14 protein-coding genes and 1 pseudogene are annotated in these 16398 nt (G+C 41.2%); 5 read left to right on the top strand and 10 right to left on the bottom strand.

What is annotated here, in order from left to right; translation table 11 throughout:
• Positions 1-99 precede the first annotated feature (99 nt).
• The 7 genes from LK453_RS05560 to LK453_RS05530 all read right to left on the bottom strand — a co-directional run bounded on the left by LK453_RS05560 (position 100) and on the right by LK453_RS05530 (position 9057).
• Positions 100-1725: a hypothetical protein gene (locus LK453_RS05560; RefSeq protein ID WP_201538062.1), complete on the bottom strand. Its 1626-nt coding sequence runs from the start codon at positions 1723-1725 to the stop codon at positions 100-102.
• A gap of 249 nt (positions 1726-1974) precedes the next feature.
• Positions 1975-4905, bottom strand: coding sequence for a valine--tRNA ligase (locus LK453_RS05555; RefSeq protein WP_201529330.1), 2931 nt, complete (start codon positions 4903-4905; stop codon positions 1975-1977).
• 341 nt (positions 4906-5246) lie between these two features.
• Positions 5247-5738 (bottom strand): YbjQ family protein, encoded by a 492-nt coding sequence (locus LK453_RS05550; RefSeq protein WP_201538060.1) that lies wholly within the window; start codon positions 5736-5738, stop codon positions 5247-5249.
• Between the two features lie 123 nt (positions 5739-5861).
• The gene (locus tag LK453_RS05545; RefSeq protein WP_007395888.1) at positions 5862-6302 is read right to left on the bottom strand and encodes a YbjQ family protein; all 441 of its coding nucleotides are present in this window, start codon (positions 6300-6302) and stop codon (positions 5862-5864) included.
• Positions 6303-6358: 56 nt separating this feature from the next.
• Positions 6359-6910: a YecA/YgfB family protein gene (locus LK453_RS05540; protein ID WP_044298394.1), complete on the bottom strand. Its 552-nt coding sequence runs from the start codon at positions 6908-6910 to the stop codon at positions 6359-6361.
• A 274-nt stretch (positions 6911-7184) separates the two neighbouring features.
• Positions 7185-7436 (bottom strand): PA3496 family putative envelope integrity protein, encoded by a 252-nt coding sequence (locus tag LK453_RS05535; protein ID WP_007395890.1) that lies wholly within the window; start codon positions 7434-7436, stop codon positions 7185-7187.
• A gap of 205 nt (positions 7437-7641) precedes the next feature.
• A complete protein-coding gene (locus LK453_RS05530) occupies positions 7642-9057 on the bottom strand; it encodes a hypothetical protein (protein WP_201538058.1) in 1416 nt (471 codons plus the stop codon).
• 97 nt (positions 9058-9154) lie between these two features.
• Between LK453_RS05530 and serB the strand changes: the two genes are divergently transcribed.
• The 5 genes from serB (at position 9155) to hemJ (ending at position 14380) form a co-directional block, all read left to right on the top strand.
• Complete coding sequence (gene serB, locus LK453_RS05525) at positions 9155-10459, top strand: phosphoserine phosphatase SerB (protein WP_201541624.1); 1305 nt, start codon at positions 9155-9157, stop codon at positions 10457-10459.
• Positions 10460-10994: 535 nt separating this feature from the next.
• Positions 10995-11447: an AciT family ciprofloxacin tolerance protein gene (gene aciT, locus LK453_RS05520; RefSeq protein WP_227674358.1), complete on the top strand. Its 453-nt coding sequence runs from the start codon at positions 10995-10997 to the stop codon at positions 11445-11447.
• Between the two features lie 375 nt (positions 11448-11822).
• The gene (locus LK453_RS05515; RefSeq protein ID WP_007395894.1) at positions 11823-12350 is read left to right on the top strand and encodes a hypothetical protein; all 528 of its coding nucleotides are present in this window, start codon (positions 11823-11825) and stop codon (positions 12348-12350) included.
• A 208-nt stretch (positions 12351-12558) separates the two neighbouring features.
• The gene (gene bioB, locus LK453_RS05510) at positions 12559-13722 is read left to right on the top strand and encodes a biotin synthase BioB (RefSeq protein WP_265335048.1); all 1164 of its coding nucleotides are present in this window, start codon (positions 12559-12561) and stop codon (positions 13720-13722) included.
• Positions 13723-13945: 223 nt separating this feature from the next.
• Positions 13946-14380, top strand: coding sequence for a protoporphyrinogen oxidase HemJ (gene hemJ / locus LK453_RS05505; RefSeq protein WP_201529344.1), 435 nt, complete (start codon positions 13946-13948; stop codon positions 14378-14380).
• 83 nt (positions 14381-14463) lie between these two features.
• Here the strand turns inward: hemJ and LK453_RS05500 are convergent, their stop codons facing one another.
• The 3 genes and pseudogenes from LK453_RS05500 to LK453_RS05490 all read right to left on the bottom strand — a co-directional run bounded on the left by LK453_RS05500 (position 14464) and on the right by LK453_RS05490 (position 16347).
• Positions 14464-15264 carry a hypothetical protein gene (locus LK453_RS05500; RefSeq protein WP_201538052.1) on the bottom strand — a complete coding sequence of 267 codons (801 nt, stop codon included), beginning with the start codon at positions 15262-15264 and terminating at the stop codon, positions 14464-14466.
• A gap of 246 nt (positions 15265-15510) precedes the next feature.
• A pseudogene (locus LK453_RS05495) lies at positions 15511-15965 on the bottom strand (IS630 family transposase).
• A 70-nt stretch (positions 15966-16035) separates the two neighbouring features.
• On the bottom strand, positions 16036-16347 hold the full coding sequence (locus tag LK453_RS05490; RefSeq protein WP_227945197.1) for an IS630 transposase-related protein: 312 nt from the start codon (positions 16345-16347) through the stop codon (positions 16036-16038).
• Between the last annotated feature and the right edge of the window lie 51 nt (positions 16348-16398).

Raw genomic sequence — 16398 nt, 5'->3', positions numbered from 1 at the left:
AGCGGTTTTTTGGCCCTAGGCACACTAGAAACTCACTTTTAAATGCTAGAGATGATTTTTAGTTGATTATATAATTTATTTGATCATTCGAAAATATGACTAGCGCTGAGTATGCCTTTTAATAGCTACTATTATCTGCCAAACTAGAATAGCGAACCATATGTAAAAAATTAAACTTATGAACTCCATGCCACTTTTATCTTTAAGGAATCCCCTAAAAGGTAAGAAGTTATTAGCTAAATCATTCAAGAAAACTGAAACACAATCAAACCAAGGATGTATCAGATATTCAAATTTTTCGAAATACCAATTGTGTGCATAATTAAATAATGTATAGATCAATAAGCTATATACAAGTAATCGTATAGGTTTAAAGTAATTTTCACCAAACTCAGAAATACAATAATTTATATTAAATACCAACCTCGCCCTTTTAGATTCATTAAACTCTATGATTTTCTTAAACTCTTTTAAATTTTTTGACTTCTTCAATTGCTTTATTAGACAATTATTTTTAGGCTTTGTATTATCTAACTCCTTTTTATAGGCTTTCATTTCTTTTACGAAAAACTTATTAGCTTCAATTTGATTACCAACACTATCGAAAGAATGTTTAATAATACGGAAGGTCTCTCTGTTTGTATTTGACTGACTTACTTCAGCTCTAAGGAAATTAGGAGTTTCTTTCAAATTTGCACGTTCAAAATCTAGACCAGAGTGAAACTTTGCCTCTCTAAAATTTGAAAAACTCATAAATGTTGTATATATAAACTCAGCTATATACTCTCTCTCACAATTACCTTTTATTCCAAACTGTACCTTTTCAAAACCAACAAAGTCATTAAAAATCATCTTCTGAAATTTAGTTTTGCGAAACCAACTTCCAAATACGTCAAATATTTTGTCAATATTGCTATCGTTCAGCTCTAAATTACTAATACAGGATTCTTTTACCTCAAACTTCTTCTTGAAGATACATTTGTATGCCTTGAACTCATTAGAAAAAAGATTGTTAATCTTGAAGTCTTCGTCAAATTGACATTTTTTAAGTAAAATCCTTTCTATAACACTTACAAAACCATCAGAGTTATTAAATACACTATCCTTGAAGTTTAAGTTAGATAGCTCAATACCTTTATCAAACATACAATTTTCAAATAGCTTAACACTAATATCTCTTGATTTTTCTTCACCAGCACTTCCTGTTAAACTTTCATAAAAATGACAACCATCAAAGATTGCGTTACCTGCTGATTCTAGTAATTCATACTCACTTATACCAAACCAATTTTTAAAAACACACTCATCAAAATAAATCTTACAACCTTTCAAATCCATATTGTCAGTGTAGATATCACATCTTCTAAAATGAACCCCTTTAAATGCTGCCAGTAACTTAAAATAATCGAAATCATCTATAGCTTTCCTTTCAGGTAACGCGATTCTATCAACAACTATTTCTATACTACCCAAAACTCTATAAGAAAAACTATTGTTTTTCTCGTTTCTATTTTCGAAGTCTCTTATCAGACTGATAATACCTTGATGATGCGAAAAAAGTGGGTCAGATAAATAATCCGCAATATACTCTCGTAATAAATTATAAAATTCTTGTAGTAATCCACTTCTTCTATCATCTTGATAACTTTGCTTTTCACAATGCAAAGCACATTTATTAAATGTATTAAAAACCTTATTGGAACAACCTTCTTCAATACACTTCATATTTTAAAAAACCTTCAACAAGCAATTTTGAATAACTTACTTTATTATAGTCACATCTCATTAATGCAAATCTAAAAAATATAAACGCCACCATAAAAATGGTGGCGTTTTTTATAGTTTTTGCTTTTGCGTGAGGGACGAGCGCCGAGCAAAGTCGTTAACAATCGCCTACGCATGACCCGCATATTTCTCACTGTTTAAATCAGTAAATGCTGAGGCCATGCTTTTTAGGCTTTTGCTCTGTTTTAATTACAAAGCTTTTAACTGCTCCATCTGCTCACTCATCACTTTAAGCTGACCTTCTAGCTCTTCTAACTTCGCCTTCTCCGCCTCGACGACTTCCGCAGGGGCTTTGCTGACGAAGCCTTCATTGCCAAGCTTACGAGCAATGCCATCAGCTTGCTTCTGTAGCTTCTCTTGTGATTTAGCCAGACGATTAAGCTCAGCGGTTGGGTCAATTAAACCTTTCATTGGGACCAACACACGAAGCTTACCGACCATACTTGATGAAGATAATGGCACCTCATCACCTTGTTTTAAGATGGTTAGGCTTTCTACTTTAGCTAGCGCTTTAAACTGATTTTCGATACGGTTTAGACGCTCTAGTTGCTCCTCAGTGATGTTCTCAAGTAGCACAGGCAGACGCACCGCATTGCCCAGCTTCATCTCACCACGGATGTTACGCACGCCAGCGATTAGCTCTTGTAGCCATGTCATGTCGTCTTCAACTTGAGCATTTACTTGAGACTCGTCCACTTCTGGGAACTTCGCCACCATGATGCTGTCGCTATTTTTGCGATCTAATAGCGGTGCAATAGTCTGCCAAATCTCTTCGGTCAGATACGGCATCATTGGGTGCGCAAAACGCAGCGCCGTCTCTAACACATGCAATAATACATAACGGATTTGTGCTTTGCGCTGCTCTGATACTGAGCTGTCGTTCAAGCTGGCTTTGGCAAGCTCTACATACCAGTCGCAGTATTCGTTCCAGATAAACTCATAGATATCGTGGCTGACCATATCCAAGCGATACTGCTCATAATGCTGATGAATATTGGCAACCGTCGAGTTTAGGCGGCTCATAATCCATTTTTCTGGCAGTTCCCAAACGTCCGCATTGGCTGCTGTATCGATAGGTAGAGCGTTACCTTCTTTGTCGACACAATTCATCAATACGAAACGGCTAGCGTTCCAGATTTTATTACAGAAGTTACGATAGCCTTCTACTCGTTTTAGATCGAAGTTAATGTCACGACCGGTGCTAGCTAAAGAGGTAAAGGTGAAACGTAGCGCATCAGTACCATACGCAGGAATACCTTCTGGGAACTCTTTGCGAGTCTGCTTCTCAATCTTAGCCGCATCTTTGGGGTTCATCATATTGCTGGTGCGTTTTTCAACCAGGGTTTCTAAGTCGATACCATCGATTAAGTCGATAGGATCTAGCACGTTGCCTTTAGACTTAGACATTTTTTGACCATGGCTGTCACGCACTAAACCGTGGACATATACGGTTTTGAATGGAACTTGTGGTGTACCATCTTCATTCTTCATAAAGTGCATGGTCATCATGATCATACGGGCAACCCAGAAGAAAATGATGTCAAAGCCGGTCACCAACACACTAGTCGGGTGGAAAGTTTGTAGTGCTTTTTGGTCTTGGGTATCATCACCCCAGCCTAAGGTACTAAAGGTCCATAAGCCTGAACTAAACCAAGTGTCTAGCACGTCTTCATCCTGACGCAGCTCAACGCTGTCATCTAGATTGTATTTGCTGCGAACTTCCGCTTCATCACGGGCAACATAAATATTGTCCTCATTGTCATACCAAGCGGGAATACGGTGACCCCACCATAGCTGACGGCTGATACACCAGTCTTGTAGGTCAGTCATCCAAGCCATGTACATGTTTTTGTACTGGGCTGGCACAAACTCAATACGGCCATCTTCTACCGCTTCAATAGCAGGTTTGGCCAATTGTTCTACTGCCACATACCACTGGTCGGTTAACCAAGGCTCAACGATAACGCCACTGCGGTCGCCACGTGGGGCTTTAAGCTGATAGTCTTCAATCTGGTCGAGCCAGCCTTCATCAGTAGCTTGCTCAACTAACTTCTTACGGGCTTCAAAACGCTCTAAACCAACATAGGCTTCTGGCGTAGTCTCAAGCTCAGGATTGCGGGTTTGCAGATTTGGGTAAATCTCCATCTCTGCCAAGATATGCGCATTTTTATCGAAAATATTAATAAGCGGGGTATTGTGACGACGGCCCAGCTCATAGTCATTAAAGTCATGAGCAGGGGTAATTTTTACCACACCGGTACCAAATTCGATATCCACATAGTCATCGGCGACAATGGGCACTTCACGACCAGTAATTGGCAAGGTAATGGTCTTACCCACTAAGTGGGCATAGCGCTCATCTTTAGGGTTTACTGCAACCGCTGTATCGCCCAATAAGGTTTCAGGACGGGTGGTTGCCACAACCACATAGTCTTTACCGTCTTGGGTCTTAACTGACTTATCAGTGAAGTAGTAACGGAAATGCCACAACGAACCTTTTTCGTCATGGTTTTCAACTTCTAGGTCAGACAAGGCAGTTTGGAACTTAGGATCCCAGTTCACTAGACGCTTACCACGATAAATTAAACCATCTTCATGCAAGCGAACGAATACTTCTTTTACCGCGTTTGATAAGCCTTCATCCATAGTGAAGCGCTCACGCGACCAATCCACTGAAGAGCCTAGACGACGAATCTGACGGGTAATATTACCACCCGACTCCTCTTTCCACTCCCACACTTTATCGATAAAGTCTTCACGGGTAAGGTCAGTACGTTTGATGCCTTCTGCATTTAGACGGCGCTCAACTACCATCTGGGTGGCGATACCGGCGTGGTCAGTACCTGGTTGCCATAAGGTATTGTCACCCAGCATACGATGATAACGGGTTAACGAGTCCATAATGGCATTGTTAAAGCCGTGACCCATGTGCAAGCTACCGGTCACGTTCGGTGGTGGTAAGGCAATAGAAAATGACTCATCGCTGTTGTATTTTGGCTGAAAATAGCCATTGTCTTCCCAGCGCTGATACATACCCTGCTCAACTTCACCTGGGTTATACGCATTTTCTAGCTGCTTTAAGGCTGACTGGATGGATGTCGTAAGATTTTGATTGCTCATAATAGAAGTGTCTTATCGTTGGTGACTGTGTAAAAGGATTAGAATTAAATAAAGGATCGAATTAAAAAGTAAATCGTAAGAATAAAATCTTCAGGTAGGTTGATTTTAACGCAGATGACGGAATTTTGTTAGATGGTGAGGCAATTTATGCCTCTACAATGGCAGGGCATCGGTCAAAAGGGAGGTTAAACGGATTAACTAAAGACGTATCATGGATAGACACGCTATAAATAGCTATAAATTGATAGCCTGTAGATAAAGAGCAAAACCAACATAGCAAAAACATACAACAAAAATAAATAGCAACGCCAAATGCTAGAATCGAATGCTACATGACATGGCTATACAGGTAGAGGTGGAGGAATTCGAGGATTATCCACGCTATATACAGCGGTGCCATAGGCGATCGCTTCGACCATACTACCGGTAAGATTGATACTGGTCACTTCTAGACGCAAGCCATACACTTGATTGTAGCCCAAAAACTGAGCTTCTAATTTCATGCGCAGCACAGCTTCACGGCGGGCACGATCTAATAAGGTCTCATAGGTGGTGAGGTTTTTGCCAAATAGACTCAAAATACGGGCGATAATCATTTTAAAGTAATCTTGAGCAATGACCACGCTACCCATGACCAACACACCTTGGGTGCCATCGCTGATTTTGGGCTGATAAAAGCGCTCACTTGAGACAATGATATGGCCTAGCTCTTTTTCAGCCACATCGAGGCGTTTAAGATGGTCCCCTTCATTAAGACGCCCAAAAACCCAGCCCAGAAAGAACAAGCCGATAAAAACGATATTATTAATAATAAAGTCAGAAACGGTATCCATTACAGCCGTATCCTAGGGTTATGCCCATCATTTAAGCCATTTGAGCCGTTTAAGCACTCTAAGCTATCACTATTTGTTGAATCGCTATTATGTAGCAAACTGCGAGTATCTATTAGACCCCGATTACTGGTCAAATTCATTTCTGTCTGTTTCAGCAGAGGGTAATGGCGGTATTGAAGGGCTCTGGGTTGCAACAGACTGAGGAGGATAGGTATTATTCGATAAATGGCTAGCACCATTATCAGGAACAGCTCTAACCGCAGTACCATAAACAAAAAGCTCAGAGGCGCCTTGGGCAATACTCGAGGTAGAAAAGCGTATACCGACAATGGCATCTGCACCTAACGCTTCAGCCTTAACCATCATGCGGTCTATTGCTTCTTGACGCGACTCTTCTAACAGCTCGGTGTAAGCGGTCAACTCACCGCCTACAATGTTTTTGAGACTGGCGAAGATGTCTTTACCCACATGCTTTGAGCGCACCGTACTGCCATACACCACGTCCAAACGCTCAGTAATGATATAACCTGGTAAGTGTTCTAGATTGGACAGTTGTACGCTCATAATTTACGCTTCCGTATTCACTTAATGTTTTATATTAAGCCAATATTTTTATTGAACTAGTCTTCTGTATGGAACAATAAAAACAGTTCGCTTAAGTTACCTTCGATACTATTGGCCATTTGAGCCAACGCATCATCATCACGACGAATGGCGGCTAAATCTTCATCTTCCTCACCGTCAACCGTATCAATACCACTAAATACCATCATCGGTAGGGTCAGCATCGCCACATCTTCACTACTGTCTTCATCGCTAAACCAATCGACATTTTCATCACCATACATGGCATCAACAAAGCCAATTGACCAAGCAGTTAACTCAGATTCTGGTGAGAAATCCATCTCTCCTGAATCTTCATCAATTTCTAGCGGCAAGGCAATGCCTTCCTCACTGTGTAGATCTTCTAGTAGTTCTGCTCGCCACTCTTTAATGGCCGCTTTTACCTCAGCACTTACTTTTGAATCTTGACCTTCGAACAACAGTGACAGCCAGTTAGGTAAAGGCTTACCCACGATGGTTGCCGTCAAAAATCCATGAGTAGCCACACTGTCTAGACCATGTTCATTGGCGTCAGAATCTAGGAAGCTTTGTAACTCTTCTAAAGTCATAGTAATCTCTTTTTTTAATTTAGGAAAATTGAGGGTTAGTGGCGCTATAGGTTGCGACAAAAGGCAAAAAGACAGTGATGAGCCTGATATGAAAGGACTATGAGTCCCGAGGTTCTATTCGAGTTAATAATTCGGTGGGGCTAATTTAATAGTGCTGATCCAATTGTGCTTGAGTCATCATCACTAAGTAAAGCACCCACTGTAGATCTGTGTATTTCCCACCAGATAGCGTGGGTCAAGAACAAAGCGGTCAGCATCGGGCTAACCGCTTATATTAATCTTCCTCTGCTTCGTCATCGAAGTCTTCATCATCAAAGTCTTCGTCATCGAAATCGTCAAAATCATCATCGAAACCATCTCTTAGCTCACGAGCCAAGCGCTTTTCTTCTAGCATATTATCGATAAGACGACGCTTCTCTAAACTGGTTAAGCGCGCAGCTTCCGCTTCGGCTTCGTCCACTTTTTTGGCATCATCATCGTCTTCGAAGTTTTCATCATCGAAATCATCAAGATCATTGTCACTCATTTCGTTATCCTCTTATCTTAATGGTCTGATTCGACCTAGTGAGTTTAGTTGCTAATCTAAGGTAATAACAGTACGGTATTGGTAACTGAGTTGCCCAAGCATAATCGCTAAGACAACTGTAAAGCTTATGAATAACCTATATCCGTCTTTCTAAAAACGCTAGTTTAATTAAGTTAGCCTATTTAGTTAATAGGTAATAACAAATTTAATTTAGCGCCGACAATAATACTGCGTCACGAACGTCTATTAAACGTTGCATCATTGAGTCACTCACTCCCTCTAGAGACGCACAATCACGCTCATAAACAGTGGTTGGATTCTTCAGACTATTAAGCTGAATGTAGCCGCGCAACTGTTTGATGCCCTCTACAGGAAGTAAAGCAAGAATCTCACCTGCTTTGGCATTGTTAATTAACAACTGCTCCATCTTCTCACTGGTGGCTTTATCACTCACCCCTGCCACTACCTGTAAGGCAAAGCGCTGTAGCTCACGATGCTTCATAAATGTCACTTCGTTCAGCATGACATAGGCTTTGGCCAACATCATTGCTGCTAATCCTGCCTTACTATGACTGGTCGTACCAAGAAATTCAACCGTTGCCCCGTTTTCATCGAAGACTGGCTTATTATTTAGTTTAATACCAAATAAAATAGGCTGTTTTAGCAGTTCATCAATGGTGCGCTGCAACAATTGGCTACACAACTCAAAATAGGGCTCTGATTTTTCAATCGCCAATGCACTCAATAATAGATTGGGGTCATAGAAGCGAATTTTAACGGTGGCCACTTCAATCGGTCTATTGGCCACAAGTGAGGGTTGTTTTTGTTCTGCTTCTGCTGCAGTCGCCTTCGAAGTAGTATTACTGTCAGCGGCATTATCATCTATTTTACTCAAAATGTCTTGCTGAGATTGCGCTGTATTATCGGTTGTCGCCAAGGCTTGTTCGTCTTGGCCCTCTTCGCCTTCTTGATGAGACTTAATATAGTCACCCAGTGCTTTATGAATACTTGGGCCACCTTGAGCTTTTATCTCATCGTCAGACCCTTCCCCTTCGCCAGGAAGACGTATCACACCTTGGCCTCGATTTTGAGTGATCAAATAATCTTGAACATCACGGCTAAGCGCTGCCAACTGTTCGCGAGTAGGACGGGCGACATAACCATATAACAACCAGATAAGCAGATGGGTAATAAACGAACCCAAAATAAATATCCACTGCGAAGCAATAATTTCACCATTACCGGTGTCACGAAGCGTCATGTCTACTTTACCAATGACGGTATCACCCATAATGACTTTACGACTGAGGGTCTTACCCTCTAACAGCTGAGCCTGCCCAGTTTGTATTAACACCTGATCATCAATGTCTTTTACAGTTAGGCTGGCGACCGTATTTTCACTGGTATATCTACCGGTTAAAACACTTAAACTCACTTTATCTTTGCTCAAGATAGGCAGTTTAACTTCGTCAATGAGTTGAACAAGCATTCTTTCGCCCGTTTGCATCTTAAGCTCATCAAGCTGTTGATTGGTGCTAATTAGCAGCAACGTGGTGTGAATAAAAAAGCTGATGAGAATAATTATGGCAAACAAGCCTTGCCGTGGCGCTAAATAGGTCATGTTATGCTAAACTTTTGTTGATAGGTAGGGGGTGTCCCATTCGGGCACGCTCTATTATTCCTAATCTTGCTTACGCTTACAAGGGGCTTAGCTCACCATGACCAAAAATACTACAACTAACTATCAAAATAATGCAATTTTGGCCTCTCAGGACACCTCAATTTCATTATCAACTGCCACTGCCAACTTTGCGAGCTTTGGTTCTGGCATGACAGCACATTTGAAAGCTTGGATTAGTGCCTTACAAAAAGCCAACGACTTATTGCCAAGTCATCTACGTTTTGACGATATAGACTTTGAAGCAGGCGCACATGAAAGTGGCAAAATATCCTTGAGTTTGATTGAGCAGTTAGAAACTTTACCTGTCTTTGCACTTTCAGTAGTGGTTCAAAAGCAGGCTTTATTACCTGTAGAATCTGGTGAAGACAAAAAGGCGGCGTTCGAAGCTCATATCGCAGAGTGGGCTACCCAAAATCCGTTGTGGCAAATTATTAAAGTGGTGCGTAGTACAGATACCCTACAAGACCGTACCGGAAGCGACCGTTTAACCCCTGTGCTTACCTATCGTTATATCTTGATGCCCACAGACACCGCTACTATGCAGCCTGGTAAAAAAGCAGCTGCCGCTCGCCTACTAGATGACGGCATTACCTCTCACCTACGCCAATTTATCGAAACCCTACCTATTACTGATAAATTAGGCGGTGACGCAGCGATTGACTGCCATATTGTGTCGTTAGCGAAGATGCTACGCCCTCACCGTGTGGCAGTATTTGACATGGACTCTACGTTGATTGAGCAAGAAGTAATTGTAGAGCTAGCGAAACAGGCCAATATTGGTGATCAAGTGAGTGAGATTACCGAATCTGCAATGCGCGGTGAAATTGACTTTGATACCTCTTTTAGTGAGCGCGTGGCCTTATTAGAAGGTGTTTCTAAAGAAGCTTTGGACCAAATTCAACAGCAGCTAACCTTGTCAGCGGGGGCACGTACTGTGATTGCCACCTTAAAGTCATTAGGCTATCACACAGTATTGGTGTCGGGCGGCTTCACCTACTTTGCGGAGCGTATTGCCAAAGAGTTGGGCATCGATGAAGTACATGCCAATGAGTTAGATATCAAAAACGGCGTGGTTACCGGTAATGTCAGTCTGCCTATCGTGAATGGCGAGCGTAAAGCGGCTCTGGTACAGCAAGTTGCCGAACGTATGAACATTACTACGGCTCAAGTTATTTGTGTCGGTGATGGTGCCAATGATTTACCGATGATGGCCATTGCTGATTTAGGCGTGGCTTATCATGCTAAGCCGATTGTTCGTGCGCGTGCTGATGCGGCTATTAATGCTACTGGTCTAGAAGGCGTATTATATGTCTTAGGCTATGCTGCTCAAGACCTATTATAAGACTTGTATTTAGAGTTTATTAAAGCCTATAAACTTATTTCCTATGCTGCCATGCCTATGACTCAAGTCTATTGATCAAGCCTATTACTTAGTGCTTGTGGTTCAAGCGCGGTAAGTTTAGAAGCAACAGCAAGTTAACCTTTTGACCTTATTTAATTGTTTAAACCAGAGCCAGACTCTACTGCTACTGACAGTAGCGATAGAGTTTGGCTTTTTTATTTGCTATTTGCAAAATTATCGTTTCGAAGACAAATTTTCAAAGAAAGGAGGTCAAAATAAGACTCACAGCCCACTGGTTACAAAATTTAATTTTTCTTTTTTTTATCTTTTTTATTTGGCATTACGCAGCGTCTAGCCTCGACGCCTGTGTCAAATTTCTGACAAAACAATACGACAATCATTGTCGTAAGTTCTCTAGATATTCTTTGTATTTTAATAAAACATCGGCATAATAACTATCAACCAATCGAAACAATCGACTTCCTACACACAGATATTGTGTTGTATCTGTTGACCGTTCATGAGGCAAAACAAAATGGCAACTTTCACCATTATGGCTACCAGCACGCCTGGGCTATCGGGTACTTTATCTTGGTCTACTTTAGGTTATATGCTTCTGTCTGTAGGCATAGTAGCCACCTTTTTATCGGGTCGTCGCTACCTATTAGGTTATTTACTGGGCGGCATGGGCTATTGGGTAATCATAGAAGGTATGCAGTCTATCGTAGTTAATGCGACCTCAATGAGCAGCGGTTATGGCTATCTGACGGCAATACTATTAAGCTTAGCTGTGGTTGGCTCTTATCTAAGCTATCGTTATAAGCAATTTGTTGAAACCTTAGATACTCAAAAAACAGGGGTTGAATCTTTAGGTCGCCGTGCTATTTCAAGATCAGTAGCGGCCAAGGCTAAAGGTCGTATACCTCATGAAAAGTATATCGAACATACCCCTATTTATAATAATTACAAGCCACGCTTTCGCAACTAAAACAGCCAAAATAATTATCCAAATAAACTGTTTTTCAATAGCGCCTCATTTATAAATGAGGCGCTATTTTATTGCAGATTGCAAACAAAAATTTAATACTGAGAATCGTTCACATAATTTCAAACTTAAATTTCATTTAATAATGGCATTAAGCAGATAGGCTATTTACTTAGACTTGCAAAAGGCTTACAACTGGCAATATAAATTAGCCTCAACATGGCTTACAATAGCGTTATTATTGTAGTGTGGCTTTAAATCTCTTGCTTAGCTAGCGTGCTTGTTTAGTCAATCGGTTTGTTTGGCCAATCAGCCTGCCTAGTCAGGTAGACAATTTTAAGCTTATGACCGTTTCATTCTTATTTTTTGGACTCAATTATGTTTTCTTTACCTGCATTAAATGTTAAATCTAACCCTTTAGATGTTCTATTAGCCGCAGTGGGCTATCGTCTTTCTATGTTGGCTAAAAGTGATGACCCAAACATTCAGCAAATCTTGCAAGACCGTCAAGTGACCATCGAGCTTGGCAGTGAAGCGGATGATATTGCCCGTTATTATGTTTTTGACAACGGTAGCTTCAAACAACATAGCGGTAAGGCTGATGAGCCTAGCTTACGCATCGATTTTAAAGACTCAATGACTGGTGTTAAGCTGCTGACAGGCGGTGACGTTGCAGCATTTATGACAGCCATTCAAGACAAAAACCTAAAAATGGAAGGCGATTACAGCTTACTAATGTGGTTTAACCAATTGGCCAAACATATTGTTCCTGCTGTGCCTGAAGAGCTTAAGCCTCTACTAGAAAAAGCACGTCCATTGGCTGAGAAAGCACGTCCTCTAGCCGAGAAAGCACAGGGCTTAGCTTCACAAGTCTTCAGTATGGCCAAACAAAAACTGTCTAAATAAAGTTTGATCTTGGCATTAATTGCTAGCTAAATTTTACAGTCAATTGATTTGATTGATATTAATGCCTAAGTGGCTTAATGCTACTTAGGCATTTTTGTTGCTCTATTTAGGAGCAATTAGATGATACAATTAGGTTACTGTTAATAAGATACGTCTCTTAGTGGGGCGATTTCTACTCTATAAATGCTAACTTACAAAGGATTGTTGTATGAGCACCTTGGTGAAACTTATGGAGCCTGGTACCAGCGCTTGCTTAGACAATAACAAAAAAATGACGTCGTCTACTCGATTTATGGCGCAGGATAACCTGATTCAATCAGACGCAGAACACGATACCTCCTCTACATTCAGCACTGATATCCCTCATGAAATCAGTCGTGAGAAGGTGGCATCATTGTTTGAATTGCCTTTTATGGACCTATTACTACAAGCTCAGGCCGTCCACCGTCAACACTTTCCTGCCAATGAGGTTCAAATAAGTACATTGTTGTCTATTAAGACCGGCAACTGTCCTGAGGACTGTGGCTATTGCTCACAATCGGGTCATCACCGTGATAAGACTGGACTACAAGCAGAAAAACTACTAGAAGTTAATAAAGTACTGGCCGCGGCCAAAGCAGCCAAAGCTTCAGGTTCTTCTCGCTTTTGTATGGGTGCCGCTTGGAAACATCCCACTGCCAAAGACATGCCTTATATTGCTAACCTGATTAAAGAGGTAAAAGCATTAGGGCTTGAGACTTGTATGACTTTAGGTATGTTAACTGCAGAGCAATCAGAACAGTTGGCAGAGGCCGGACTCGATTATTACAACCACAATTTAGACACGTCGCGCCGCTATTACGATCAAGTGGTCAGTACCCGCAGCTACGATGAACGCTTGGCCACCATTGACCATGTGCGTCGCTCAGGTATCAATGTTTGTAGTGGTAGCATTGTGGGCATGGGTGAGAGCCGCGAAGACCGTATTGATTGGGTGTATGAGTTGGCAAGTATGCCTGTGCCGCCAGAATCTATACCAGTAAACCTTCTCGTACCGATTAAAGGCACCCCTTTGGGTGACAAGGTATTGAGTGAGGGTCAACTTCCGGTACTAGAATGGATAAGAACCATAGCCGTCACTCGTATTTGCTGCCCCAAAAGCTATGTTCGTCTTTCAGCCGGTCGAGAAAGCTTATCTGATTCAGAGCAGGCATTGGCGTTTATGGCAGGGGCCAACTCTTTCTTCTATGGTGATAAACTACTAACCACTGGTAATGCTAGCCAGTCCAATGATGATCGATTAATGAAAATGTTGGGATTGAAAGCAATGCCGCCTAAGCCTGCCTTAGCAGTGATAGATGCGTTGAGTGGCCAAAAAAGCTATGTGTCATAAACGATAAATGATAAGTAATAATAAGTCTAGAAGTCAGCCTGTCAATGAGAACAAGCGCAAATGCGACAAATAGTAGGTTCAGTTAGTAGATCCAATTATTAGGTTCAGGAAGTTCGAAAAAGACACATTATTTTATAGAAAGATAGGTTATTTTATATAAGAGCTATAAATACTCGGTGTGATATTTTAACGATTAACCAATCCGTAAGTGAGAGCAGCAACTATGGCAGATTATTTCAATTGGATAAAAGCAGCACATGTTATCTCCATGGTGTGCTGGTTTGCCGCCATTTTCTATTTACCCCGACTATTCGTTTACCACACCATGAGTGAGGATAAAGTGAGTCAAGACCGCTTTGTCATCATGGAACGTAAGTTGTTTCGGGGCATCATGACCCCAGCGATGATTGCCACTTGGCTTTTCGGTCTATGGATGTTGGTACTGGGCTGGGAAGTTTATAAAAATGAGGGCTGGCTACACGTTAAGCTATTACTGGTGGTTTTATTATCCGCTTATCATGGCCTATGTGGGGTCTATCGTAATAAACTTATCGAAAACCCGCAATATAAAAGCCATGTATTCTGGCGTTGGTTCAATGAAGCGCCGGTGTTTATTTTAATTGCAGTAGTGGTATTAGTTATCGTCAAACCGTTCTAGGTCTTCTCACTGAGCTTCACTACGACTAAACCACTACCACCATATCTACCTGCTCACTTACACACTACTCCCAGTTTATCTGCCTATAAGCTGGGCCGCATCACATTATAAGTATGAGAAACATCATAGACTTTATAACGTGCCGGTTCATTTCGCCTCTCACCGGCGTAGCTTAAAATTAAAGCCTCATTGGTATCGCGATTGAGCCAACCCACAAACAGACCGCTGTGCTCTATATCGTTATAACTATGATTGACATAATACAGCCAATCGCCCGGCTGTATCTGACTGGTATCTATAAAAGGTCCGGCTGGATATTCCCCCTTAAATACAGTTTCCTTTCTTACCCCCGCCCTATTAAATGCCGCATTCAAATAATCCCAGCAAGAGCCCTTAATAATCTCTTTATTGTCTAATGCCATTTGACGTACGGTACGCAATACCTGCTGACTAGGCATTGAGGCTATTTGCTCAGCACGATATAAGGTGTCGATATATTCGGGACTGATGTTCGGCGCTGAAACATAGCTTTGATAAAAGCTGGCGGTACCCGGCTGACCAAAAGCTGGACTGCTACCAAAACTAGGCGCAGAACCAAAGCTAGAACTCGTGCCATAAGCAGGGCTAGGTTGGTAAAAAGTTTGGCTCTTCTGACGGATAAGGTCGGCTAAATCATCAGCATGCAGTAGAGAGCTGGACAACATCACCATACTGGCTACAGCAACCTCAACTAGGCGTCTAGCCACTGTAGATTTAAGCGTTTGTACTTTATATTGAAAAAACGAGAAACGTGATTTTTTATGCATGTTAAAAGTGGACACATCCATGTCGTCCTCCTTAATATCAAGCCAATGTGAGGGTTTAGCGTTTTTAAATCGTCTCATTTAGTGCCTTAGACGACTGGGTAACAACCGCTAAGTTATTGAAGCTATTAGTAAATTTATTAATTCTAAAATTCTGACCCTTCAAATATAAACCAAGTTAACTCATTAACTCAAGTGATATAGTCATAAGTAAGTAAATGAGTTGCAATACAGCTGAAAGCAAGTACTACTCTAGTAGACTTAGCAAGGTTAACCCTGCGACATTTTACCTTGCCTGTGACTATCCTATACCTATAGTTAAAGAACTTATAAACTGTCACAAAGCCAAAGAAAATAAAAGAACAAAGTATCGATACACTGCAGACGCCAGTCTTTACGTTTACGCTTGATCCAAGCCCAGGCTTTTTCGATGGGATTTAAATCTGGGCTATAAGGGGTAGCCATAAAATACAGTGTCCTGCATCATTAATAAGCTCTTGAATATCAAGTCTTTTATGGAAGGTGGCGTTGTCCATAACAACAACGCTGTTCTTAGGTAGGTTTGGCAGTAGCAATTGTGTCACCCAGCTATAGAAGACGTCGGCATTGACATTACAATCATAAAGGCCAATGGCGAATAGTTGATTATTGTGAATAGCACCGATAGCATTGGTTTGATTCTTTAGTTGCCAGTTATAACTGCCAAAGCACGGTTTGCCTTTATAGGAATAGCCGTGTGGTCGGTTCTCATGAGACTTAAAACCACTTTCGTCTAAATAAATAATAGCTCTATCGCTTTCTTCAAACTCAGACAGTTGTTCAAGAAATAGACGCCTTAGATCGTCATCTGCTTTAGGGTGATTTAGTGTCTTTTTTTTGAGTAATGCCGAGACGCTTGAGAGCTTTTCCTATGCCTCTGTCGCTACAGTTAAATCGCCTTGCTCGTTCATAATGATAGTCATCAGGATAGGCTTTGACATCTGCTATAAGGGCATCGTTGTCTATCTTACTAGGGATTCGTTTGCATTGTTTGCGCTCAAGCCGTTTCTTCCAGTTTTGTATATTGGTTGGGCTAATTTGATACTCTTCGGCTAACTCTCGAAAGCTGTAGCCTTCGTCAAGTTTGCTAAGAATCATTTGTCGGTAGTCTTTTGAATATGCCATAAGTTTTAGTGTACCACTTTATTCGTTCTTTGACTATATTAGCCTACCTTT

The sequence above is a fragment of the Psychrobacter sanguinis genome (genome assembly GCF_020736705.1).
GTDB lineage: Bacteria > Pseudomonadota > Gammaproteobacteria > Pseudomonadales > Moraxellaceae > Psychrobacter > Psychrobacter sanguinis.
Note: the sequence above shows the minus strand (reverse complement) of the source record. Positions and strands in the feature narration are given on the sequence as shown.